Genomic DNA, 23487 nt, shown 5'->3' on the forward strand with positions numbered 1-23487 from the left:
GCAGCGCCGCTGCCGACGTGACGTCACTTCACGGTGAAGCCCTGCTCCTTGCCGTAGGCGATGGACTTGTTCTGCCATGCCTCGAGCGCGGACTTCAGCGGGGTGCCGGAGGTGTACGCCTTGCCGACGGAGTCGTTGAAGACGGAGTTGGCGTAGACCTGGTAGGGCAGGTAGGTCCAGCCGGACACCACGTTCTTCGCGGACTGGGCGAAGATCTTGTTCGCCTGCTGGCCGCCGAAGTACGGGAACTTCTGGTCCTGGAAGGACGCGGAGTTCAGGTCCGCGGTGGTGGCCGGGAAGGCGCCGGCGTCGATGCGGGTCTTCACCCCGGCGCCCTGGTTGGCGTACTGCAGGAAGGCGTAGGCCAGGTCCTTCTTGGTGCCGGCCTTCATCACCGCGAGCGAGCTGCCGCCGTTCTCCGCGCTGGCGTTGGCGCCGGACTGCCACTGCGGCAGCGCGGCGACCCGCCAGTCACCCGCGGCGTCCTTGACGCCGGAGGCGAAGTTGGCCGGCATCCAGGCGCCGGTCGCCAGGGTGGCGATGGTGCCGTCGCCCAGGCCCTTGTACCACTGGTCGGTCCAGCCGGTGGTGGGGGCGAGCAGGTGCTCGGAGATCAGCTGCTGCCACACCTTGGTGTAGGTGGCGGTGCCGGAGTCCTTGGAGAAGTCGACCGACACGTTGCTGCCGTCGACGGTGTACGGCTTGCCGCCGGCCTGCCAGATGAGGCTGGTGGTCTCGCCGGCGTCACCGGTGTCGTTGGCGATGTACGCCTTCGGGTTGGCCTTGTGCAGCTTGCGCGCGTCGTCGAGGTACTGCTGCCAGGTGGTGGGCACCGGCAGGTCGTACTTGTCGAAGACCTTCTTGTTGTAGAACAGCGCCATCGGGCCGGAGTCCATCGGCAGCGCGTAGACGCCGCCGTCTACGTTGACCGAGTTCCACGGGCCGGTGGAGTAGGTGCTCTTGAGGTCCTTCGCACCGTAGCTGCTCAGGTCGGTGAGGGACTTCGACAGCGCGAACTGGCCGAGCGCGTAGTACTCGATCTGCGCGACGTCCGGGACGCCCTTGCCGGCCTCCACCGCGTTCTGCAGCGCGGTGTACTGGTCGTTGCCGGTACCGGCGTTGACCAGGTTGACGTGGACCTTGGGGTACTTCTTCTCGAAGTCGGTGACGACCTGCTTCAAGGTGGGCTCCCAGGCCCAGACCGTGATCGTCCCTCCCTTGGCCAGCGCGGACTTCACGTCCGAGGCGGACGTCTTGCCGCCGGACGAGCTGGAGCCGGACGAGCCGCAGGCGGCCAGGCCGACGGAGGCGGCGCAGACCAGGGCCACCGCCCCGGCGTAGCGGGAGAGCTTGGTTCTCATTGTTGTCACTCCGTTGTGCGTGATGAGGGTGCTGAGGCGTGCGGACGTGCTGGTCCTGGGGTGACCCGGGCGGGTCACTCCTTGACGCTTCCGGCGGCCAGGCCGGACTGCCAGTACCGCTGGAGGAGGAGGAAGGCCGCGATGAGCGGGATGATCGTCAGCAGCGAGCCGGTGATCACCAGGTTGAAGACGGGCTGGCCGCCGGCGGTGGCGGCCTGCGCGTTCCAGGCGTTGAGGCCGATGGTCAGCGGGTACCAGTGCGGGTTCTTGATCATGATCAGCGGCAGGAAGTAGTTGTTCCACGTCGCGACCACGGTGAACAGCAGCACCGTGACGATGCCGGGGGCCAGCAGCGGCAGGGCGATCCGGAAGAAGGTGCGGATCTCGCCCGAGCCGTCCATGCGGGCGGCCTCCAGCAGCTCGTCGGGGATCGCCTCGGAGGCGAACACCCACATCAGGTACAGGCCGAACGGCGAGATCAGCGACGGGATGATCACCGCCCAGGGGGTGTCGGTCAGCCCGAGCTTGCTGAACATCAGGAAGGTGGGGACGGCCAGCGCCGCACCGGGCACGGCGACCGCGCCGATGACGACGGCGAAGACCGCGCGCTTGCCGGTGAAGTCGAACTTCGCCAGGCCGTACCCGCCGAGTACCGCGAGGAACGTCGCGCCGCCCGCGCCGACCACCACGTACAGCAGGGTGTTCAGCAGCCAGCGGACGAAGATGTGGTGGTCGTAGGTGAGCGTCTGGTGGATGTTGTCCCACAGCGCGAAGTGGCCGCTGAACCACAGGCCGAAGGAGCTCATCAGCTTCGGCTGGGTCTTGCTGGCGTTGATGACCAGCCAGGCCAGCGGGACCAGCGTGTACAGCACCACCAGGGAGGTGAGCACCGTCATCAGCACGCTGCGCCGGGGCTTGTCGGAGGAGTAGCCGCGCCGCTTGGGGCGGGGTCGCACGCGCAGCGGGACCGGCTGGTCGCGGCGGGCGGGGGCGGTGTCGGCGGCCACGGTTCAGTTCTCCTTGCGCATGCCGCGCAGCTGCACGGCGTAGGCGACGATCATGGTGACGATCCCCATGAGGATCGCGACCGTGGCGGCGTAGTTGTGCTGGCGGCCGCCGAAGGACAGCGAGTACGTGTAGAGGTTCGGCGTGAAGAACGTGGTGATCGCGTTCGGCGCCAGGCTCTTGAGGATGCTCGGCTCGTTGAACAGCTGGAAGCTGCCGATGATCGAGAAGACGGTCGCGATCACCAGGGCGCCGCGGATCGCCGGGATCTTGATCGAGCGGATGACCCGCCACTGGCCGGCGCCGTCGATCGCGGCGGCCTCGTACAGGGAGGAGGGGACCACCCGCAGGGCCGCGTAGAAGATCAGCATGTTGTAGCCGACGAACTCCCACGTGACGATGTTGCCGATGCTCAGCAGCACCCAGTGCGGGCCGAGCGGGTCGGGGATCGAGGTGTGCAGGTGGTCGTTGATGCTCTGCACCAGGCCGAACTGCTTGCCGTACATGAAGCCCCACATCAAGGTGGCGACCACGGCCGGCACCGCGTAGGGCAGGAAGATCGAGATCCGGAAGAAGTTCTTGCCGTACAGCCGGCCGCTGTCCAGCGCCAGCGCCACCAGCAGGGCGATGCCGAGCATGATCGGCACCTGGACGACCAGGAACAGGCCCACCCGGCCCAGGCCCGACCAGAACTCGTGGTCGTGCAGCGCCTGGGTGTAGTTGTCCAGGCCGACGAAGTGGTTGCCGCCGATCAACTGGTTGCGGTACAGGCTCAGGTAGATCGAGTAGGCGATCGGGGCGAGGAAGACCAGCGCGAACACCGCGACGAACGGGGCCACGAAGCCCCAGCCGATCCAGCGCCTGCTGCGCGCCGGCCCCCGGGGGCGAGAACGCGCGGGCGCCGGGCCGCTCCGCGCCGTTGCGGGTGCACTACTGGCCATGTCGAAATCCCCTGACGTCTTAGCAGACGATCGTGTCCGTCGTCGCACGCCGATGGTTACGCAACCATTGCGCATCTGGCAACCCTTGGCCGGCATGAAATTTTCCACATTCGCTCCAAAGCGGACAAAATCTCGTGCGTTTTGCTCGTCGGGGGCGCCTCGGCACTCCCCCGAGGCGCCACCAGGCCCTCTTGACAAGGGGCTTCACCGGCGGTCCGAGCCCATCCGGGGCGCCGGGCGCGGCCCGGGTCCGCCATCGTCCTTGGGGTGTCGCGCGGCGGTGGAAGCGGCAACGTCCGAGGTCACAGGGTGCGGGGCCGCGCGGTCGGGCTCGGGGGCGCATGCGGCCCGGCCGTGATGGTTGCGTGATCATCGTGGAATGGCGGCAGCGGCGAGCCCGGGCGAATGTCCGTTATATGACCGTGATAGAGCGGTGATATGACGGCGATACGACCTCGGCCGGGCGCAGGGGGCGCCGCCGGAAGCGCGTTCCCGGGGCAGCACAAAGGCCCGACCGCTCCCCCGATCACCGCCCTGACGAGGGGCGTTGCCTCACCCGGCGGCCGGAGCCGGGGTGAAGTCGGGGATGCGGTCGAGCCGTTGACCAGAGGTGTTTACGCAATCATCCCTATTGCGGCCGCCGCGTCAGGTGCGGGCCGCGAGGATCGGTTCGCTGTACCTCAGTTGATGCTGTTCATCGGCGGAATCGGCGTCTGCGTGTGGTTGTACGGCAGAAGTGCGTCCCGGTCGGGCGCACCCCGCCGGTGGGCGTCCGGGTCGTCGTACTTCGCCATCCGCCGCCGCTGCGACATCATGTCCAGCACCCGGCTGCCCTTCCGCGCGAGCCACTCCTTCATGGTCCCCCCCGTTTCCTCGATGTGCCGATCACCCGCGTCATACCCGCCGCCGGCCCCGGCAACCCTGCGCGGCCGCCCTCATGCGCGGGGCCTGGTCGCGAAGACCCAGCGGTTGCCCTCCAGCGCGTCGTTGGACTCGGGGAGCGGTCCGCGGCCGTGCTCGCGGGTGAACTCGAACGGGGTGCGGACCGAGGTGTGCCAGCCCCGGGCCGCGAGCGCGCCGGCGGAGTCGGGGCGCTGCTCGCGGGCGAAGAGGCCGAGCAGGTCGATACCGATCTGCCGGTGGGTGGCGACGTAGAGCGGGCTGGTGCGGTACTCCAGCAGGTCCGGTTCGAGCTTGACCTCGAAGGCGAGCGCGCTGCCGGGGGCGGTCAGGTGGTCCACGGTCTCGATCAGGGCGGTCTCGGCTGCGCCGGGCAGGTAGAACAGCAGCCCTTCGGCGAGGAAGGCGCTGGGGGCGGCGGGGTCGAAGCCCGCGGCGGTCAGCGCGCCGGCCCAGTCGCCGCGCAGGTCCGCCGGGACGGGGACGCGGGCGGCCCGCGGGGTGGCGGCGAGCCCCGCGAGCACCTCGTGCTTGAACGCGAGGACGCCCTCCCGGTCGAGTTCGTAGACGGTGCAGCCCTCCGGCCAGTCGAGCCGGTAGGCGCGCGAGTCCAGCCCGGCGCCGAGCAGCACCACCTGCCGGGCGCCGCCGGCGTGCACCGAGCTGAGCAGGAAGTCGTCCAGGACCCGGGTGCGCAGCCCGAAGTAGCGGGCGAACCGGCCCCACAGCGGGTCGGCGTCGCCGTCGGGCACCTCACCGATGCGCAGCGGCCAGTCCGCGCAGGCGGGTGCGGCGCGCACGAAGTACTCGGCGAAGACGTCCTGGGCGAGGCTGTCGCGGCGGTGGGTCTCGATCGCGCGGGAGGCGGCGACCAGGAGCGCGGTGCGGCCGACGCCTCCCTCGACGTCTCCCCCGGCGCTGTGCCGGAGTGCGGTGCTGGCCATATGGGTGCTCCTTGGGGTGAGCGGACGGGTGGGCGGCGGTGCGGGCGGGGCGTACGGCGGCGGGCGCCGGGCGCGTACGGTTCAGCGGCCGCGGCCCTCCGGGATCAGCACGGGCTTGACCACGCGCCCCGCGTCGCAGTCGCGTTCGGCGTCGTTGACCGCGGCGAGCGGGTAGCGGCGGATGAGCCGGTCGAAGGGGAAGCGGCCGGCGCGCCACAGCCCGATCAGCCGCGGGATGAGCACCCCGGGCACCGCGTCGCCCTCGCAGATGTGGGAGATCCGCCGGCCGCGGTCCAGCGCGCCCACCTCCAGCGGCAGGGTGCGGTGCAGCCGTGCCACCAGCCCGAGGTGGCCGGTCGGGCGCAGTGCCCACAGCGCGTTGTTGATCAGCCGGGCCGAGGCGGTGGTGTCCAGGGCGCAGCTCGCGCCGCCGCCGGTCAGCCGCCGGATGCGCCCGGCCAGGTCGGAGGCGGTGGCGGGCAGCGCGGTCGCGCCCAACTGCTCGGCGAGCGCGAGCCGTTCGGGGTGCCGGTCGACGGCGACCACATCCGCCCCTGCGGCGACCGCGGCCATCACCGCGGCCAGGCCGACCGCGCCCGCGCCGAGTACCGCGACGCTGTCGCCGGGTCCGGCCCGGAAGGTGTGGAAGACCGCGCCCGCGCCGGTGAGGAAGCCGCAGCCGAGCGGCCCGAGCAGTTCGACCGGCAGCGCGGGGTCGACGCGTACCGCGTTGCGGGCGGCGACCACCGCGTACTCGGCGAACGCGGACTGGCCGAACCAGCGGGGGGCGAGCGTGCCGCCGGCGGCGTCGGTGAAGCGCGTCGCGTGCTCGCGGCGGCCGCCGAAGAGGTTGAGCGCGGCGAAGGAGTCGCAGTAGGCCGGCGCGCCGCCGGCGCAACTGCGGCACCGGCCGCAGGAGTCGAAGCTGAGCACCACGTGGTCGCCGGGGTCCAGCCCGGTGTCGGGGCCGCCGGTCTCCACCACGACCCCGGCGCCTTCGTGGCCGAGCACGGCCGGCAGCGGCGAGCGGCCGGCCGATCCGCGCACGGCCAGATCGGTGCGGCACATCCCGCACCCGGCGATCCGGACCAGGACCTCGCCGTCGGCGGGCCCGGACCGCAGCACCACCTCCTCCACGGCGAACCGGCTCTCGTACGAGCGCAGTACCGCGGCGTCGAACGTCAGCGCCACGCGGTCACCCCTCCCGCGCCGGGCGGTGCACGACGAACGGCTGGAGGTTGCCGTACAGCCCCCAGGGGCCGCCGGCCACCCCGACGCCGCTGTCCTTGGTGCCGGCGAACGGCTGGGCCAGGGACAGTTCGGCGTGGTGGTTGATCCAGGCGGTGCCGCACTCCAGCCGCTCGGCGACCTGCTCGGCGCGGTCGGTGTCGGTGCCCCACACCGAGCCGCCGAGGCCGTACCCGGTGGCGTTGGCGGCCTCGACCGCCTCGTCCAGGTCGCGGTAGGCCAGCACCGGCAGCACCGGGCCGAACTGCTCCCCGGTCACCACCGGGCTGTCCGGCGGCACGTCGGCCAGGACCGTCGGGGCGTGGAACCAGCCCGGCCGGTCCAAGGGCCGCCCGCCGGCCGCCACCCTGGCGCCATCGGCGAGCGCCCGGGCGGTGACCTGGTGGACGTGCGCCAGTTGCGCGGCGTTGTTCAGCGGTCCCAGCCGCACCGCGGGGTCGAGCCCGCTGCCGACGACGGCGGTACGGGCCCGCTCGGCGAGCGCGTCGACCACGCGGGGGTAGAGGCGGGCGGGGGCGTAGACGCGTTTGACGGCCATGCAGACCTGGCCGCAGTTGCGGAAGGCTGCCCAGAACAGCCGGTCGGCGATCGCGTCGACGTCCGCGTCGTCCAGCACGATCGCGGCGTCGTTGCCGCCGAGTTCCAGGGTGACCCGGGCCAGTGATCCCGCCGCGCCCGCGGCCACCTCCCGGCCGGTGGCGACCGAGCCGGTGAACGTGACGTGGCGGATGCCCTGGTGGGCGGCGAGCCGCGCGCCGAGCGGCTCGCGTCCGGTGACGACGGTGAGCACGTCCGGCGGCAGCACGCCGTCGAGCACGCTCGCCAGCAGCCGGGTCGAAAGCGGCGTGTACGGGGAGGGTTTGAGGATGACGGTGTTGCCCGCGGCGAGCGCGGGCGCGAGTTTCGCCGCGGCCAGCTGGATCGGGAAGTTCCACGGGACGATCGCGGCGACCGGCCCGAGCGGGCGCCACCGGAGCTGGCTGCGCACCGGGCGCCCGTCGCTGATCGGCTGCGGCTGGGGGGCGAGTTCGGCGAAGTAGCGCAGCCGCGCCACGGTGCGGGTGACCTCCGCGTACGCCTCCGCGAGCGGCTTGCCCTGCTCGCGGGTGAGCAGCGGGGCGAGGTCGGCGGCGGCCCCCTGCACCGCGTCGGCCGCGGCGCGCAGGGCCTGCGCGCGGGCGGCGGCGTCGGCCCGCCAGCCGGGCCAGGCCGCCCTGGACCGGGCCACGATCCGGTCCAGTTCCGCCGGGTGCTGGTCGGGCGCGTGGTCGAACACCTCTCCGGTCGCGGGGTCGTGGACGGCGAGGGTGCGGGGCCGCCGGGCGCGGGCCGCCAAGGGGAGTCCGTCTCCCGGCCCTGCGCCGGTACGGGCACCGGCCGCCGCAGCGGCCGCCGGTTCGGATGCGGCGCAGGAGCAGGGTCCGGACGCGGATGCGGAGCCGGCGGAGACGCCGGACCCGGGCTCACCACCGGTCCCCGCCCCGGGACCGCCTTGGACCGTCGCCCCACCATGGGCGCCGGTTGCGCGGAAGGCCTCGACTGCGGGCTCGGGGTGGACCTCGGGACCGGATTCGGCGCGAACCGCGGGCGCCGCCCCGGTCCCCGCCACGGGATCGGGTGCGGGCTCGGGGCCGGGACCGATTGCGCGGAAGGCTTCGGCTGCGGGCTCGGGGTGGGCCCCGGCACCGGGTTCGGCGCGAGCCGCGGGCGCCGCCCCGGTCCCCGCCCCGGGCTCGGGGCCGGGAGCGGGTGCGGCGGGGAGCAGGGTCGCCTCGTCGGGCGGGTGCGTCGCCATGGGCGCGGTCAGCTCGCCGCGGCGGCGGTGGTGGCGTGCTCGCGGGCGTGCCGGTTCATCTCGGCGCGGAAGGAGGCCACCAGGCGGGGCTGAATCCTTCCCGTGTTGCGGTCGCCGCCCTCGCACACGGCGCCGCGCACCCCGACGATGTCGGTGCCGATGCGGGTGAGGGCGCCGAGGTCGCCGGCCTTGACGCTGCCGGCGAGGGCGGCGAGCAGTCCGGCGTCGTGGGAGCGGCGGACGAACTCGGCGCAGGCTTCGTGCGGCAGGTGGTCGAACAGGCCGCGGCCGTCCTTGATCGCGGTGTCGAGCATGGCCGCGTCGCAGCCGGCGCGCCGGGCGACGTCGGGCAGCGCGAGCGGGTTGACGCAGCCGATCCGGTGGGCGTCGGCGTATCCGGAGGCGACCACGAGCGCGTCGGGGCGGTACTCCTTGACCGCGCGGACCACGCCGCTCATCACGTCGACGGCCTGCTCGGGCGTGGTGCAGCCGAAGAGGCCGACCTTGATGTAGGAGGCGCCGGAGACGACCGCGCCGAGTGCGGCCTGTGCGACGGTGCCGGGCTTGTAGGGCACGTCGCCCACGGTCGCGGAGACCGGCTTGTCGGCAGGCACGGCCTCGCGGATCTCCCGGATCACCCACGGGTAGTTCGCGCCGAGCGATCCCTCGTCGGGCTTCTTCACGTCGACGATGTCGAGGTGTTCGGCGGCCCTGGCGCAGTCGAGGGCCTCCTCGACGCTGTCCGGGGAGATGAGCAGCAGCAACGCGGACTCCTTGGCTCGCAGCGGTCATCCGCCGCGCAGCTGTCCGGCGCGGCCTGCTCATCATCACCGCGCCCCGGCCCGCTCCGGCAGAGCGCTCGGCACCTGTACGGGTCACTGCCCCGGCGGGCCCGCGCCCCCCGAACGCGCCGCCCACGCCGCCGGTCCGCGACCCGCCGCGCCACGCCCGGGGCTGGTCAGGGCGGGTGGGCGGGCCGATGTTTCAGCCTCAGCCGAGTTCGGCGGTCGCGGCCCGCAGGTCCTCCAGTGCGGCGAGCGCGTAGGGCGCGAGTTCGGCCGCGTCGTCCTCGCGGCCGGTCTCCGACCAGCGGGCGTAGCCGCGCTTGAAGGCGAGGATGCCGACCTCGGCGGCGAGTTGGGCGGTGGTGTCGGGTATGCCGCGCCCGCGCAGCGCGGTGGCCATGGCGGCGGCCAGGCCGACGCTCTTGAGGGCGTCGCGCTCCTGGAGCTCGGTGCTGGCCGCGACGGCGGCCTTGATCCGGGGGCCGAGGTCGCGGTTGGCCGGTCCCATGGCGTCCGAGGCGCGGGCCAGGCCCGCGGCCACCGCCTGGAGCGGGGTGGCGTCGGCGGGGGCGTCGGTGATGCCGTCGGCCAGCAGCCGGCTGAGGGTCTCCTGCCCGGCGACCAGCAGTTCGCGCTTGTCGGCGAAGTGCCGGAAGAAGGTGCTCTTGGTGACGCCGGCGCGCTCGGCGATCTGCGCCACCGTCGTCGCGTCGTAGCCCTGCTCGCTGAACAGGTCCACGGCCGCGACGACGAGTCGCTGGGTCGCACCTGGTTGCCATCTAGCCATGACACCAGGATAAGGCGATGGGACTGTTGTCCCATCACGGTGTATCGTCGATGACGGGACAACGGTCCCATCACTTTGAGGGAGAGTTCATGCACGTCTTCGTCACCGGCGGCACCGGAACCATCGGCTCCGCCGTCGTCGCCGAACTGCTCGACCACGGGCACAGCGTCCTCGCGCTGGCCCGCTCCGACGCCTCCGCGCGCACCCTCCAGGACGCCGGCGCCTCGGTGCTGCGCGGGGAGCTGGCGGACCTCGACACCCTGCGCTCGGGCGCCGCGCAGTCGGAGGGGGTGATCAGCCTCGCCTTCGGGCGCGACTACGCCAGCCCCGAGGCGCTCACCCGCGGCATCGCCGAGGAGAGCGCCGCGGTGGCCGCGCTCGGGCAGGAGCTCCTCGGCAGCGACCGCCCGATCGTGGTGGTCTCGGGCACGCCGCTGGCCGCGGGGCGCCCTGCCACCGAGGCCGACCCGCTGCCGACCGACGGGCCGGTGGGCGGCCGCAGCCGCACCGTGAACGCGCTGCTCGGCCTGGCCGAAAGCGGCCTGCACAGCTCGGCGGTCCGCATGCCGCGCACGGTCCACAACAACGGCGCGGGCGGGTTCGCCGGGCTGCTGGTCCAGGCCGCCCGCCGCAGCGGCGTGGCCGGCTACCCCGGCGACGGCACCCAGCGCTGGCCGGCGGTGCACGCGCGCGACGCCGCCGCCCTGTTCCGGCTCGCCCTGGAGTCGGCGCCGCCCGGCACCGCCTGGCACGCGGTCGACGACGAGGGCGACGCCGTGCGGGACATCGCGGAGGTCATCGGCCGGCGCCTGGGGCTGCCGGTCCAGCCGGTGCCGCAGGAGACCTTCGGCCCGTTCGGCCCGATCTTCGCCGCCGACCAGCCGGCCTCCAGCGCCCACACCCGCCAGGTGTTGGGCTGGGAGCCGAAGCACCCGAACCTGCTGGCCGACCTGGAGAACATCCAGCCATAAGCCCCGCCCGCGCCCGCCCGGCCCGGTAGGCACCCCGGGCCGGGCGCCGCGCGCTACCCCTCGCCGCCGCGTGCGGCCAGGTACTCCGTCAGGCCCGCGCCGGTGAGCGGGTAGTAGTCAGACAGCCGCCCGCCCTCGTCGAGCCGGCGGCGGGCGAAGACCTCGCGGTCCTGGTGCGCGAGCGCGTCCTCCCCCAGCGGCACCGCGTTCGGCTGCGGCACCGCGACCGCCCCGTCCTCGTCGGCGACGATCACGTCCCCCGGGGTGACCAGCACCCCGCCCACGCCGACCGGCACATTGAACGCCGACGGGAACAGCTCCGTCTGCGAGGCGTAGTGCGGGGTCACCCCGGTGCACCACACGGGCACGCCCAGCGCGCGGATACGGGCCGCGTCGCGCACCCGCCCGTCCACCACGATCCCCGCGCCGCCGCGCAGCTTGAAGTAGCGCACCAGCATGTCGCCGAGGCAGCCGGTGAAGTGGCTGCCGTACGCGGACACGACCAGCACGTCGCCGGGCTGGATCGACTCCAGCACCCCCCACAGCGCGGTCTTGCGCTCGATGTCCTCCTGCTCCGCGCCGGAGAAGACGTCCTCGCGCTGCGGCAGGAACTGCAAGGTGACCGCGCCCCCGACGACCGTGACGTCCGGCTCGCGGTGCAGCGGCACCGGGCCGTCGATGAAGGTCCGCGTGATGCCGCTCTGGTGGAGCTTCGCGCAGGCGGTCGCGGCGCTCACCCCCTTCAGCGCCGTGAGCATCCGCTCGGTCGGCCGGACGTAGCTCGCGGTGTGCACCGGCGCCCGCATCGAGCCGTACGTCCGCATGTCCCCTGCTTCCGGCGCTCCCTGATCCCCTGTCGGGTTCATCCCGCCACGCCTTTCCGCGCACAGCTCTGCACGCAACCCTCAGTGACATTATCGCCTATCGATGGTAGATAACAGCCGACCGACAAGAGCTGTCAACCACGGCAGGAGACTTCAGTGCCCACGCCATCCATCGAGTGGTTCCGGGCCGCGCGCTTCGGACTCTTCGTCCATTTCGGGCTGTACAGCATGGCCGCCCGGCACGAGTGGGTGCGCAGCCGGGAGGCCATGTCCCAGCAGGCGTACGACCGCTACCTGGAGCACTTCGACCCGGACCTGTTCGACGCGGGCGAACTGGCGCGGGCCGCCCGCGAGGCCGGGATGCGGTACGCGGTGCTGACCACCAAGCACCACGACGGCTTCTGCCTGTTCGACTCCGCGCTCACGGACTACACCTCCGCGCGGGCGGTCGGCCGGGACCTGGTGGCCGAGTTCGCCGACGCGATGCGGGCCGAGGGGCTGCGGGTGGGCCTGTACCACTCGCTCCTCGACTGGCACCACGGCGACTTCCCCGTCGACCGGCACCACCCGCTGCGCGGCACGCCCGCCGAGCGCGAGCCCCGCGACCTGGCCCGCTACCGCACCTACCTGCACGGCCAGGTACGGGAGCTGCTGACCGGCTACGGCCCGATCGACCTGCTCTTCTTCGACTTCAGCTACCCCGGCATGGGGCCCGCCCAGTGGGGAGCCGAGGAACTGCTCGCCACCGTGCGGGAGTTGCAGCCGGGCATCGTGGTCAACGACCGGCTCGGCACCGGCGGCGACTACGTGACCCCCGAGCAGTACCAGCCGGACGCGCCGCTGGAGCGCGACGGCGTGCCGGTGATGTGGGAGGCGTGCCACACCCTCAACGGGTCGTGGGGGTACGACCGGGACAACCACGACTACAAGGACCCGGCGCTGCTGGTGCGGATGCTCGTGCAGTCGGTGGCGTGCGGCGGCAACATGCTGCTCAACGTCGGCCCGACCGGCCGCGGCGCACTGGACCCGCGGGCGCGGCGCACCCTGCGGGAGATCGCCGACTGGATGCGGCCGCACGCCCGGGCCGTGCACGGCGCGGGCCCGAGCGGGTACGAACCCCCGCCGGGCGCGCTGTACACCCGGGCCGGCGACCGCCTCTACCTGCACCTGCCGGTGTGGCCGCTCAAGCACGTCCATCTGCGCGGGCTGGCCGGGCGGGTGCGCTACGCGCAGTTCCTGCACGACGGCTCGGAGGTCCGCTTCCAGCAGCTGGACGGCGCCCAGCACGAGCACAACAACCTCGCCCCGCCCGGCCGCAGCGCCGACACGCTCACGCTGACCGTCCCGGTCACCCGTCCTGACGTGCTGCTTCCGGTGATCGAGCTGGTCATGACGGAGGAGTCGTGACCGCGGCGGAACGGCCGGGCGTCCTGCGGGCAAGCGCTTGCCGCACGACTCTTGAACATGCGCGGCACCGCACCTAGCATCAGTAATCGATAGACGATAATCCTCGGGAGTGAGGGTTCCTGCGGCCCCATCCGGGCCGTCGGGCCACCGCCTCCCGCGGGCGCGGCCTGGACCTGACCCCGGCGCCGCGCCCCGGGCAGCGGAACGTCATCCGGGTCCCGTATCCGGGTCTTCCGCCGTTTGTCGACCCGCCGACCTCGTGTGCCCGCGATCTCGGCCGTTCGTGATCCATGACTACGCAACGGAGCGTGTCCCGAAATGAGAAAGATCTGGCGCCGCACCTGCGCTCTCGCCGCGGCCCCTCTGGTAATGGCATCGGCCGCGGCCTGCGGCGGCAGCGGTTCCGGGAGTTCCGCCGACGGCACGACGCTGCGCGTCATCGTCAACATCACCCCCAACCTCACCGAGCAGTACTGGAACACGCTCTTCGACCGGTACGAGAAGGCGCACCCGGGTACGAAGGTGAAGCTGGAGCTGACCGGCACCATCTCCGCGAACGCCAAGCTCACCCAGGACCTGGCCGCGGGCGACCCACCGGACATCGCCCAGCAGATCACCCCGACCGCCGACGACGCGGACCTGTACACCGACCTCAGCGACCAGCCCTGGACCGCCAAGACCCCGCTCGCCGACCAGTACGCGATCGGCGGCAAGCGCTATGTGGTGGGCGTCGGCGAGCAGATCCAGTCGCTGGTCTTCTACAACAAGGCCGCTTTCACCAAGGCAGGCGTGGACGCGTCCGCCATCAAGACGATGGCGCAGTTCACCGCCGCCATGGGCCGGTTGAAGGCCGCCGGCTACACCCCGCTCCAGACCGCCGGGCAGTGGGTGACCGGCGCGCAGTTCTCGATGATGGCCGACGCCGGGGTGATGACCGCCGACCCCAACTGGACCGTCGAGCGCAAGGACAAGAAGGTCAGCTTCGCCGACAGCGGCTACACCGCCTACTTCCAGGACTACAAGAACTGGATCGACGCCGGGTACCTCAACAAGAGCGCGCTCGGACTGACGTACGCGGACGGCCAGACGGCGTTCCTGAACGGCAAGTCGGCGATGTACATCATGGGTTCGTACTTCGTGCCGGCCGCGGACCAGGCGAAGAAGAGCGACGGGATCGGCGTGTTCACGATGCCGACCGACGGCGCCTACCCCTCCGGCCAGTTCGGCAACATCTCCGACCCGTACGTGGTGGTCAACCGCTCCAAGCACAAGGCGGCGGCGATCGACTTCGTCAAGTGGCTGGTCACCGACCCGGCCGCGGTCAAGAGCCAGCTCGCGGCCGACGGCAACCTGCGGCAGGGCTTCACGTACCCGATGTCGAGCCTGGGCACGGCGGTCCAGCAGATCCTGGACAAGGCGCCGTCGGTGATCGTGAAGTCCGGTGAGCGCCAGCCGCTCAGCGGCTACAGCGACCAGCTCAACACGACGGTCCAGTCGCTGTTCTCGGGCAAGTCCGCGAAGAGCGCGGCGTCCGGATTGGACAAGTGGTGGAACTCGCAGAGCTGACCCGGCGGGGGCAGCGCTCCGGCGCGCCCCCCGCCCCCGACGCGCCGGCCCCGAAGGGACCGGGGACCAGCCGGCAGGCCGCCCGGCTGAAGGCGGCGGCGGTCTCGCTGGCCATGATCGGCCCGGCGGTGGTGCTGTACACGGTGCTCACCGTCGTGCCGGTCGGCGTGGCGGTCTATCTGAGCCTGACGAACTGGAACGGCTTCTCCTCGGCCGACTTCATCGGCCTGGACAACTACCGGCACCTGTTCGACGACCCCAACTCCACCCAGTCCTGGTACGTCACGGCGCTGATCGCCGCGGTCGGCACCGTCTTCGAGGTGGGGCTCGGCCTGGCCTACGCGCTGATCCTCAAGGGCCGCTCGCGCGGCAACTCCTTCTTCCGCGCGGTGGCGTACTTCCCGCACGTGATCAGCGCGCTGATCCTGGGCTACCTGTGGGCGGCGATCCTCGGCACCAACGGCGCCATCAACAACACGCTGGCGAAGTTCGGGTTCGGCCCGGTCGGGTTCCTCTTCGACGAGCACATGGCGCTGATGTCGCTGATCGGCGTCATCGTGTGGGCCGGCTTCGGCTTCAACGTGGTGCTGTTCGTGGCAGCGCTCCAGACGGTGCCCGCCGAGCTGCTGGAGGCCGCCGCGATCGACGGCGCGAACCGGCGGCAGACGAACCTGCGGGTGGTGGTGCCGATGATCGCGCCGGTGGTCACCATCGCCACCGTGCTGAACCTGGTGGGGCTGATCCGCGCCTACGACATCGTGGTCAGCCTGACCGGGGGCGGCCCGGCCGGCTCCACCCAGACGTTCTCGTATCTCATTCTGGCCCGCTCCTTCGAGGGCACCAAGGTCGGTTACGCGACTGCTCAGGCGGTGTTCCTGATGGTCGTCTCCGCCGTGCTGGCCCTCGTGGTGACGGCACTGCGCAACCGCCAAGACCAAGCAGCGACAGGTTAGGAGGCGGCGATGGCCGTGCTGGAGGCGGCGACCGAGGAAAGGCGCAAGGGCCGGCGGGGCGGGGGCGGCACGCTGTCCCTGGCGGAGCGGCGGGAGGCGCGCTCCCCGCTGCGGTGGGTGCTGCTGGGCCTGCTGTTCGTGGTGATGGTGGTGCCGCTGTACCTGCTGGTGGTCAACAGCTTCAAGTCGCAGGACGACATCCTGAACAACCCGTTCTCGCTGGTACCGGGCCGGCTGACGCTGTCCCACCTGTCGGCGGCGGTGCACAGCCCGCAGTACAACGTCATCGGCGGCTACGGCTTCACGCTGTTCCTGGTCGTGGCGGTGGACGTGCTGTGCATCGCGCTGGCCGGGCCGGCGGCGTACGCGATCGCCCGCAGCCTGAAGCGGCGCACCCAGCTGGTGCTGCTGTACTTCCTGGCGGGCACCTTCATCCCGGGGGCGGCGGTGATCATCCCGGTGATCTACGTGCTGCGCGACCTCGGGCTCGCCAACACCGTCACCGGGCTGGTCGCCCACGACGTGGCGTCCACGCTGCCGGTGAGCATCTTCCTGTTCGTCGGGTTCATCCGCACCATCCCGGTCGACATCGACCACGCGGCGACCATCGACGGCGCGGGCCGCTACCGCACGTTCTGGACGATCATCTTCCCGCTGATGCGCCCGGCGGTGGTGACCGTGCTGATCCTCAACTCCATCGGGATCTGGAACGACTTCATCAGTCCGCAGATCCTGCTCAGCCCGTCGTCGGGCCACTACACGGTGACGACGGCCATCTACGCGGGGATCAGCCAGTACTCGACCGACCTCACGAAGGTCTTCCCGAACCTGCTGCTCGCCGTGGCCCCCGTGGTCATCTTCTTCCTCTACATGCAGCGCCACATCATCAGCGGTCTCACGGTCGGCGCGGTCAAGGGATGACGCCGCCCGTCCGGTTCCCATCGGTCCCGTCAGGAGTAAGGACAATGGAGTGCTGAACATCCTGTACAGATCACGTATATCGGGCACGAGGGCCCGCCGGGGCCTGCTGTCCGCCGCGGCCGGCGCCATCGCGGTGCTGTCGATGGCCGCGGCGGCCTCGCCGGCCGCCGCCCAAGGCCACCGGCACGCGGCCGCCACCGGCCAGACCTACTACGTCGCGCCGTCGGGCAGCGACACCGCCGACGGGCTGGCCGCCGCCACCGCGTTCCAGCACATCCAGAAGTGCGCGGACGTGATGGTCGCCGGCGACACCTGCCTGATCGAGTCGGGCACCTACCGCGAGACGGTCACCCCGGCGCACTCGGGCAGCTCGGGGCTGCCGATCACCTACCGCGCGGCCCCCGGCGCCGACGTGACGATCAGCGGGACCTCCGCGCTGAGCGGCTGGAGCCAGGTGACGGGCGCGGATGTCACCGCCATCGCCCAGAGCGACCCCTACGCGCAGGACTCGCTGTTCAGTGACGCGGTCGCCGCGGGCCATGTGTGGAGCACCGACGTGGACCTGGGCAGCGACCCGACCACGGTGCAGGTCTTCACCGACCGGGCGATGGACATCGAGGCGCAGTGGCCCTACCCGGGCCTGGACCTGCTGAACCCGGCCATCGAGCACGCCGGCGCCGGCAGCGCGGACGCCACCATCGACGACGCCGCGCTGACCCGGCCGGCCGGCTACTGGAACGGCGGCCGGGCGCTGACCGGCTACTGGTACGTCTCGGCGACCTCCACGGTGGCCGCCTCGGACACCGGCTCGGTGACGCTGTCCGCGGCGCCGCCGTGCGTGCACAAGGTGGTGCCGACCGACACCCGCTACGCGCTGTCCGGGAAGATCGGCGAACTGGCCAACCCCGGCGAGTGGTTCTACGACCCGGCCGCGCACCGGCTGTACCTGTACAGCACCGACAGCCCCGCGCAGCACACGGTGGAGGCGAAGGCCCGGCAGCGCGCCTTCGACCTGACGAACGCGTCCTACACCTCGGTGGTGGGCCTGAACCTGTTCGCGTCCACCATCACCACGGGCTCGACCAGCACCCACGACACGCTGGACACGCTCACCGGCACCTACCTGTCGCACTACACCGACATCACGCAGGGCGCCACGGACTGCGGGTCCAGCGTGGACCGCGGGGTCGGTGACACCGGGATCGTGCTCAACGGCACGTACAACACGATCGTGAACAGCGACCTGTCGCTGAGCGCCGGCAACGGCATCGCGCTGGCCGGGCAGAACAACACCGCGACCGACAACATCATCCACGACGTGGACTACATGGGCACCTACGCGGCGGGCATCGCCGTGATGGGCAACTCCCAGACGGTGCTGAACAACACCATCTACCGGGTCGGCCGCAGCGGCATCAACCTCCAGTGGGGCACCACCAGCGGGCTGACCGCCGGCAAGGACCGGATCGCGTACAACGACATCTCGCAGTACGCCCGGCTGAGCCTGGACACCGCGGGCATCTACACCTGCTGCGGCGCGGACATGATGGGCACCTCGGTGGACCACAACCTGCTGCACGACGGCACCCCGACTCCGGGCGTCACCCCGTTCGCGGTCGCGGGCGTCTACGCCGACAACGGGCAGAGCGACCTGGTGATCGCCGACAACGTCGGCTGGAACAACCTCCAGGGCACGGTGATGCTCAACGGCCTGGGCTCCGGGTCGTACAACAACGGCGTGTACAACAACACCGGCGGCATGACGATGATGTACGTCAAGGGCACGGACCAGTCGACCGGGACGAAGATCTACAACAACATCGGCCCGATCACCGGCTCCGACGGCGCCACGGACGGCGGGCTGGTGATGTCGAACAACCTCGACACCGCCACGACCGACCCGCTCTTCGTGGACGCGGCCGACCACGACTACGAACTGACGGCCGCCTCGCCGGCCCGCAACGCGGCGATCCCGCTGGCGGGCGTCAACGACGGCTCGACCGACGCCGTCCCGAGCCTGGGCGCCTACCAGTACGGGGCGGCCAAGTGGACGGCGGGCGCGCGCCGTTAGCAGGTCGCGCGGCTGAATCGACCGTGCCCGGGCCGCACTTCCGGCCCGGGCACGGTCGTGCTGCGGGCTGCGGGCTGCGGGCTGCGGCTGCGGGCATGCGTCGGCCCCGGGGCGCGCGTGCTCCCCGGGGCCGAACGTGCTGCTCAGGCGCGGGACTTGGCCGCGGACCTGCCGGACTTGGCGCCCGCGGGCTTGGCGGGCTGCTTGGCCGCGCGGGCGTCGGGGACCGGGCCGCGCCCGGCGGCGTGGTCGGCGAACGCCTCGGCGGCCGCCTCCGCGTCGCCGGCACGCAGCAGGCCCACCAGCCGCCCGTGCTCGTCGGCCATCGCGTGCCAGTCGCCCTCGAAGAGCGGGTCGGCGATGGCCCGCAGGGTGCGCAGGCTGGGCTCGATGACCTCCCACATGCGGGCCAGGAACGGGTTTCCGGCGCTCTGGCTGATCAGCGTGTGGAACTCGATGTCGGCGTCGCGGAAGCGGCTGACGTCATTGGTGGCGACAGCGGCGTGCATCTGCTCGACCAGGGCGTCGAGCGCGGCGAGTTGCTCGGGTGTGACGTGCTGCGTGGCGAGCCGCGCGGCGAGCCGCTCCAGCGGTTCGCGGACCTGGCGGGCGTACTCCGCGTCCTGCGAGGAGATCTCGACGACGAAGTGGCCGCGGCGCGGCACGTGCATCAGCAGGCCCTCCCGGGCCAGCTGCTTGACCGCCTCGCGCACCGGCGCCTGGCTGACCCCGAGTCTGCGGGCGATCTCGGACTCGACCACCCGGTCGTTCGGCCCGAGTTCGCCGTCGACGATGGACTGGCGGAGCAGCCCGTAGACCTGGTCGGAGATCAGGGTCTTGCGGAACCGGTCCTTGTTGGTGGCCAGCGTGGAGACGAACTCAGCCGACGGGTTCGATGCCATGATTCCCAATCCTGCTTCGTGGGGGCGGGTCCGTCCAGGGTACGCGTTTTCATCGTCTATCGATGGAAAACCGCCCACTGCCGCGTAACCGCTGTGACACCCCGGAGCGATCGGCCCTCGCCGCACCGTGCGCGCGGCGGAGGGGCGCCGGGGTGTTCATCTATCGCCTATCGATCAGTCAAATCGAATCAGGGGCGCCGGGCACTGTCAACCGCCCAGCCCGTACACGCGTACGGCGGTGCCGTGCAGCACCTCGCGCCGCTCCCGCGCGGGCAGGTGGGCCAGCCCGGCGCGGGCGGCGGCCAGCGACTCCTGCCGGGTGCCGCGCGGCAGGCAGATCGGCCAGTCCGAGCCGACCAGGCAGCGCGCCGGGCCGACGGCGTCGACGACCTGCCGGACCAGGCGGGAGACGCGGTCGGCGGGCACGCCGTGCTGCTGGGTGAGCAGGCCGGAGATCTTGACGTGCACGCCCGGGTGCGCGGCGGCGTACGCCAGGTCCTCGTACCAGGGCCCCGGGTCGGCGTCGAGGTGCGGCGGGTTGCCGAGGTGGTCGACGACCACGGCGAGCCCGGGGTGGCGCGCGGCCGCCTCGGCGGCGGTGCGCAGCGCCCGCTCGCCCAGGTTGAGTTCGAGCACGACGCCGGCCTCGGCGAGCACCGGGAGGAGGGCGCGGGCCTGCGGCGGGGTGTCCGCCCAGCTCCGGCCGCCCATCCGCATGCCGCCCGGGCCGCTCGCGCCCCACTCCCCCAGCAGGGCGCGGAAGCGCTCGGGGCCGGCGCCGCCGTGCAGATGGAGGTTGCCGACGTAGCCGGCGACCAGGTCCGGGCGGGCGGTGCGCAGGGCGCGCAGGGCGTCGGTCTCCCCCGCGTCGCCGCGGGACGCCTCGACCAGCACGGTGCCCTGCACACCGGTGCCGGCGGCGGAGGCGGCCAGGTCGTCGGCGGTGAAGGGCCGGTGGTGCGGGGAGTCCGGCCGTATCCAGGGGAAGCCGCGGCGCGGGTCCCACAGGTGGGCGTGGCTGTCGATCATGGCGTGCTCCCTGGTCAGGCGGGTGGGCGGCGCTGCCGGCGGCCGGCGGTGGCAGCCCCCGAGGCGGTCTTCGCGGTGCCGCGGCGGCTCTTGACACGGCAGCCCCCGCAATGAAGTCTAGAAATCGGCTATCGATGAACGATTATGGGAGGTCGGGTGTACCCGATGCTCGGGGTTGAAGCAATCGACGGCGGGCCGGCCGCGCGGGCGGCGGGCCGATGACCGTACCCGGCGCCGCGCGCCAACCGGAGCTGACCGCCACCCGCCGCGTCACCGAGGTCCCCCGGTGGGCCGCGCTGGAGCGGGAGCTGTTCGCCGTGCAGGACAAGGCGTGGCGGGTCTTCGCCGACCGCTACACCGAGGGCGACGGCCGCCTGGTCTTCCGCGACTCGCTCGGCGAGGGCCTGGACGACCGGGACGGCGTGGACGACTTCTACGAGCCGTTCTTCAACTGGCCGACGCTGTACCTGCTCGGCGGCAGCAGCGACCTGCTGGCCGCCGCACGGCGGCACTGGCGCGGGGTGACCGCGCAGCTCACCGAGATGGGCCTGGTCACCGGCGGCCTGGAGCGCGGCTACGACTGGTTCCACCAGGGCGAGGGCATGCTGCTCTTCTACGGCCTGTGCCTGGCCGACCCCGGTGACGCCGAACTGCGCGAGCTGGCCTGCCGCTTCGCCGACGTCTACCTGCCCGGCGGCCCCAACTACGACCCGGTGCACCGGGTGATCGGGGCGCCGCACAACGGCGCCGGCGGCCCGCGCCCGGGCTTCAGCGACCACGACGTGTACTTCCCGTGGAGCCTGGCGCTGCGCCCGTACGGCCTGCCGCTGGACTGGGGCACGGGGGTGTCCTCCTTCGACGAGCTGGCCGCGGACCCCGCGCGGGCCCGCGCCTACGGGCGGGTGATGTGGGACCGGATGGGCCGCGGCGACACCCTGGTCAACCTCGCCTCCACCACGCTGGCCACCAACGCCTGGCTGCTGGGTGGCGAGCGGCGGTACGCCGACTGGGTCGCGGAGTACGCCGGAGTCTGGCGGGAGCGGCTGGCCGGGCGCGAGGTGCTCCCGGACAACGCCGGGCTCGACGGCGAGGTCGGCGCGTACCTGGAGGGCCGCTGGTACGGCGGTCACTACGGCTGGTCGTGGCCGCACGGGCTGTCGTCGGTCGCCTCGGCCGCGATCGTCGGCGCGGTCAACGCGGTGGCGGTGAGCGGCGACGACTCCTACCTGGAGCTGGCCCGCAACCCGCTGGACGCGGTGCTGCGCCACGCCGAGCAGCGCACCGCCGACCAGATGGGCACCCTGGGCAAGCGGTGGCAGCCGCACCTGGCCACGATCCCGGGCGAGCGGACCTTGATGGTCCCGCAGCGGCACAACGACTCGGGCTGGTTCGACTTCACCGTGATGCCCACCCAACTCCCGCTGGCGCTGTGGCACTTCAGCCGCGACCCGGAGGACGCGGCGCGGATCGAGCAGCTGCGGGCGGGCGCGCGCTGGGACTGGGCGGAGGTACACGTCCAGCGCACCAAGGACGAGTGCGGCCATGAGGAGCCCTGGCACGAGTTCCTCGGCGGGCGCAACGCGGACTTCCCCGAGCGGATGCTCGCCGGCGCGCTCCAGGTGTGCGCGCAGCGGCTGGCGCAGATCGAGGGCGACAGCGTGGACCCGGCGGTCGGCCCGGACGCGCTGGGCATCCACCACTGGCAGAACCTCAACCCGGTGGTCACCGAGGCGCTGCTGCAACTGACCACCGGCTCCCCGCAGGTGCTCTACAACGGCGGCCTCGCGCAGCTGCACGTGCGCTACCACGACGCGGAGGAGCAGCGGCCCGGGCTGCCTCGGGACGTCGCGGCGCTGGTGCGCGACATCCGCCCGGAGCACACCGTGGTGGAGCTGGTCAACACCGGTACGGCGCCGCGCACGCTGCTGGTGCAGGCGGGCTCGTTCGCCGAGCACGTGCTGCACTCGGTGCGCGCCGACGACGGCGACACGCTGCCGGTGCGGGGCCGATACGTCAAGGTGGCGCTGCCCGGCGGCAGCCAGGTGCGGCTGACGCTGGCGATGACGCTGCGCGGCGCGGAGCCGGCCCGTACCTCCCCCTGGCAGGAGGCCCGGTGAGCGCCGCGACCGCGCCGCGCGGCGCCGGTACCTCGCTGCAGTTCGCGCTGCCTCCGCTGGGCCTGGGCACCGCCCCGCTGGGCGGGCTGTTCGAGGAGGTCGCCGAGCAGGACGCGGCCGACACGCTCCGGGCCGCCGCTCAGGCGGGCATCGGCTACTTCGACACCGCGCCGCGCTACGGGCACGGCCAGGCCGAGGACCGGCTCGGCCGGCTGCTGGCCCCGGCCGGGGTCACCGACCCGGTGATCTCCACCAAGACCGGCTGGCTGCTGCGCCCGCGGGCCGACGGCTCGGGCACCGACGTGGTCGCCGACTGGTCCGAGCGCGGCATCCGCGCCTCGCTGGAATCCAGCCTGGAGAGGCTGGGCCGTTCCTTCGTCGACATCCTCTACCTGCACGACCCGGACGACTACGCCGAGCAGGTCCGCGCGGAAGCGTACGCGGCCGTGCGCCGCCTGCGCGACGAGGGCCTGGTCAGGGCGATCGGGTTCGGCATGAACCACTGCGCGCCGCTGGCGGAGTACGTCGCCGGCTACGAGGTGGACGTGGTGCTGATCGCGGGCCGGTTCTCGCTGCTCGACCACGACGCGATGGACACGCTGCTGCCGCTGTGCGCGCAGCGGGGCACCGCCGTGGTGGTCGGCGGGGTCTTCAACACCGGGCTGCTCGCCGACCCGTCGGACGGCGCGATGTTCAACTACCGGCCGGTGCCGGCGCGGGAGCTGGCCCGCGCCCGGCGCTGCCAGGAGATCTGCGCGGACTTCGGGGTGCCGCTGCCCGCGGCGGCCGTGCAGTTCCCCTACCTGCACCCGGCGGTGACCTCGGTCGTCGTCGGCTGCCGCTCGGCCGCGGAGGTCGCCGCGAACGCCGGGGCGGCGCGGCTGCCGATCCCGGGCGAGCTGTGGGAGCGCCTGGCCGACGAGGGCTTCGTGCCGCGGCAACTGCTGCCGTAGGCGCGGC

Annotated in this window: 19 protein-coding genes and 1 pseudogene; 8 read left to right on the top strand and 12 right to left on the bottom strand. The window is 72.5% G+C overall.

Annotation, left to right across the window (positions count from 1 at the left end):
- Positions 1–23: 23 nt before the first annotated feature.
- The 9 genes from AC3EVP_RS15935 to AC3EVP_RS15975 form a co-directional block, all read right to left on the bottom strand.
- Positions 24–1361 (bottom strand): ABC transporter substrate-binding protein, encoded by a 1338-nt coding sequence (locus AC3EVP_RS15935; RefSeq protein WP_435130600.1) that lies wholly within the window; start codon positions 1359–1361, stop codon positions 24–26.
- A gap of 74 nt (positions 1362–1435) precedes the next feature.
- Positions 1436–2323, bottom strand: a complete 888-nt coding sequence (locus AC3EVP_RS15940) for a carbohydrate ABC transporter permease (protein WP_335972982.1) — start codon at positions 2321–2323, stop codon at positions 1436–1438.
- A gap of 48 nt (positions 2324–2371) precedes the next feature.
- Complete coding sequence (locus AC3EVP_RS15945; protein WP_335972256.1) at positions 2372–3307, bottom strand: carbohydrate ABC transporter permease; 936 nt, start codon at positions 3305–3307, stop codon at positions 2372–2374.
- A gap of 680 nt (positions 3308–3987) precedes the next feature.
- Positions 3988–4164: a hypothetical protein gene (locus AC3EVP_RS15950; protein WP_335972257.1), complete on the bottom strand. Its 177-nt coding sequence runs from the start codon at positions 4162–4164 to the stop codon at positions 3988–3990.
- 78 nt (positions 4165–4242) lie between these two features.
- Positions 4243–5151: a class I SAM-dependent methyltransferase gene (locus tag AC3EVP_RS15955; protein ID WP_435130603.1), complete on the bottom strand. Its 909-nt coding sequence runs from the start codon at positions 5149–5151 to the stop codon at positions 4243–4245.
- An 81-nt stretch (positions 5152–5232) separates the two neighbouring features.
- Positions 5233–6336 (bottom strand): NAD(P)-dependent alcohol dehydrogenase, encoded by a 1104-nt coding sequence (locus AC3EVP_RS15960; RefSeq protein ID WP_435130752.1) that lies wholly within the window; start codon positions 6334–6336, stop codon positions 5233–5235.
- 10 nt (positions 6337–6346) lie between these two features.
- The gene (locus AC3EVP_RS15965; RefSeq protein WP_435130605.1) at positions 6347–7735 is read right to left on the bottom strand and encodes an aldehyde dehydrogenase family protein; all 1389 of its coding nucleotides are present in this window, start codon (positions 7733–7735) and stop codon (positions 6347–6349) included.
- A gap of 467 nt (positions 7736–8202) precedes the next feature.
- Positions 8203–8958, bottom strand: a complete 756-nt coding sequence (locus AC3EVP_RS15970; RefSeq protein WP_335972260.1) for a (5-formylfuran-3-yl)methyl phosphate synthase — start codon at positions 8956–8958, stop codon at positions 8203–8205.
- Positions 8959–9184: 226 nt separating this feature from the next.
- Positions 9185–9766 (bottom strand): TetR/AcrR family transcriptional regulator, encoded by a 582-nt coding sequence (locus AC3EVP_RS15975; RefSeq protein ID WP_435130607.1) that lies wholly within the window; start codon positions 9764–9766, stop codon positions 9185–9187.
- 89 nt (positions 9767–9855) lie between these two features.
- Between AC3EVP_RS15975 and AC3EVP_RS15980 the strand changes: the two genes are divergently transcribed.
- The gene (locus AC3EVP_RS15980; protein WP_435130609.1) at positions 9856–10737 is read left to right on the top strand and encodes an SDR family oxidoreductase; all 882 of its coding nucleotides are present in this window, start codon (positions 9856–9858) and stop codon (positions 10735–10737) included.
- A gap of 53 nt (positions 10738–10790) precedes the next feature.
- On the opposite strand, the gene AC3EVP_RS15985 is transcribed toward AC3EVP_RS15980, so the two are convergent.
- A complete protein-coding gene (locus tag AC3EVP_RS15985; RefSeq protein WP_335972263.1) occupies positions 10791–11561 on the bottom strand; it encodes an RraA family protein in 771 nt (256 codons plus the stop codon).
- A gap of 138 nt (positions 11562–11699) precedes the next feature.
- Here AC3EVP_RS15985 and AC3EVP_RS15990 point away from each other — a divergent pair.
- From AC3EVP_RS15990 to AC3EVP_RS16010, 5 genes and pseudogenes are all read left to right on the top strand, one after another.
- Positions 11700–12968, top strand: a pseudogene (locus tag AC3EVP_RS15990) (alpha-L-fucosidase); the annotation flags it as partial.
- A gap of 369 nt (positions 12969–13337) precedes the next feature.
- Positions 13338–14534: an ABC transporter substrate-binding protein gene (locus tag AC3EVP_RS15995; RefSeq protein WP_435130611.1), complete on the top strand. Its 1197-nt coding sequence runs from the start codon at positions 13338–13340 to the stop codon at positions 14532–14534.
- Positions 14513–15487, top strand: coding sequence for a carbohydrate ABC transporter permease (locus tag AC3EVP_RS16000; RefSeq protein WP_435130613.1), 975 nt, complete (start codon positions 14513–14515; stop codon positions 15485–15487). The genes AC3EVP_RS15995 and AC3EVP_RS16000 overlap by 22 nt, the downstream gene beginning before the upstream one ends.
- A gap of 9 nt (positions 15488–15496) precedes the next feature.
- Positions 15497–16408 carry a carbohydrate ABC transporter permease gene (locus AC3EVP_RS16005; RefSeq protein ID WP_335972266.1) on the top strand — a complete coding sequence of 304 codons (912 nt, stop codon included), beginning with the start codon at positions 15497–15499 and terminating at the stop codon, positions 16406–16408.
- Positions 16409–16457: 49 nt separating this feature from the next.
- Complete coding sequence (locus tag AC3EVP_RS16010) at positions 16458–18479, top strand: right-handed parallel beta-helix repeat-containing protein (RefSeq protein ID WP_435130615.1); 2022 nt, start codon at positions 16458–16460, stop codon at positions 18477–18479.
- A 143-nt stretch (positions 18480–18622) separates the two neighbouring features.
- On the opposite strand, the gene AC3EVP_RS16015 is transcribed toward AC3EVP_RS16010, so the two are convergent.
- Together AC3EVP_RS16015 and AC3EVP_RS16020 are read right to left on the bottom strand one after the other, a co-directional pair.
- On the bottom strand, positions 18623–19381 hold the full coding sequence (locus AC3EVP_RS16015) for a GntR family transcriptional regulator (RefSeq protein ID WP_335972268.1): 759 nt from the start codon (positions 19379–19381) through the stop codon (positions 18623–18625).
- A gap of 207 nt (positions 19382–19588) precedes the next feature.
- Positions 19589–20410 (bottom strand): amidohydrolase family protein, encoded by an 822-nt coding sequence (locus tag AC3EVP_RS16020; protein WP_435130617.1) that lies wholly within the window; start codon positions 20408–20410, stop codon positions 19589–19591.
- A gap of 218 nt (positions 20411–20628) precedes the next feature.
- Between AC3EVP_RS16020 and AC3EVP_RS16025 the strand changes: the two genes are divergently transcribed.
- On the top strand, positions 20629–22527 hold the full coding sequence (locus tag AC3EVP_RS16025) for a DUF8034 domain-containing protein (protein WP_435130619.1): 1899 nt from the start codon (positions 20629–20631) through the stop codon (positions 22525–22527).
- A complete protein-coding gene (locus AC3EVP_RS16030) occupies positions 22524–23480 on the top strand; it encodes an aldo/keto reductase (protein WP_435130621.1) in 957 nt (318 codons plus the stop codon). The genes AC3EVP_RS16025 and AC3EVP_RS16030 overlap by 4 nt, the downstream gene beginning before the upstream one ends.
- Positions 23481–23487: the final 7 nt, after the last annotated feature.

The sequence above is a fragment of the Actinacidiphila sp. bgisy144 genome (genome assembly GCF_057708105.1).

Bases quoted from the DNA above. Each gene is read 5' to 3' on its own strand.
- AC3EVP_RS15935 (WP_435130600.1), bottom strand. From the start codon at position 1,361: ATGAGAACCAAGCTCTCCCGCTACGCCGGGGCGGTGGCCCTGGTCTGC.
- AC3EVP_RS15945 (WP_335972256.1), bottom strand. From the start codon at position 3,307: ATGGCCAGTAGTGCACCCGCAACGGCGCGGAGCGGCCCGGCGCCCGCG.
- AC3EVP_RS15950 (WP_335972257.1), bottom strand. From the start codon at position 4,164: ATGAAGGAGTGGCTCGCGCGGAAGGGCAGCCGGGTGCTGGACATGATG.
- AC3EVP_RS15955 (WP_435130603.1), bottom strand. From the start codon at position 5,151: ATGGCCAGCACCGCACTCCGGCACAGCGCCGGGGGAGACGTCGAGGGA.
- AC3EVP_RS15975 (WP_435130607.1), bottom strand. From the start codon at position 9,766: ATGGCTAGATGGCAACCAGGTGCGACCCAGCGACTCGTCGTCGCGGCC.
- AC3EVP_RS15980 (WP_435130609.1), top strand. From the start codon at position 9,856: ATGCACGTCTTCGTCACCGGCGGCACCGGAACCATCGGCTCCGCCGTC.
- AC3EVP_RS15985 (WP_335972263.1), bottom strand. From the start codon at position 11,561: ATGCGGACGTACGGCTCGATGCGGGCGCCGGTGCACACCGCGAGCTAC.
- AC3EVP_RS15995 (WP_435130611.1), top strand. From the start codon at position 13,338: ATGGCATCGGCCGCGGCCTGCGGCGGCAGCGGTTCCGGGAGTTCCGCC.
- AC3EVP_RS16005 (WP_335972266.1), top strand. From the start codon at position 15,497: ATGGCCGTGCTGGAGGCGGCGACCGAGGAAAGGCGCAAGGGCCGGCGG.
- AC3EVP_RS16015 (WP_335972268.1), bottom strand. From the start codon at position 19,381: ATGGCATCGAACCCGTCGGCTGAGTTCGTCTCCACGCTGGCCACCAAC.
- AC3EVP_RS16020 (WP_435130617.1), bottom strand. From the start codon at position 20,410: ATGATCGACAGCCACGCCCACCTGTGGGACCCGCGCCGCGGCTTCCCC.
- AC3EVP_RS16025 (WP_435130619.1), top strand. From the start codon at position 20,629: ATGACCGTACCCGGCGCCGCGCGCCAACCGGAGCTGACCGCCACCCGC.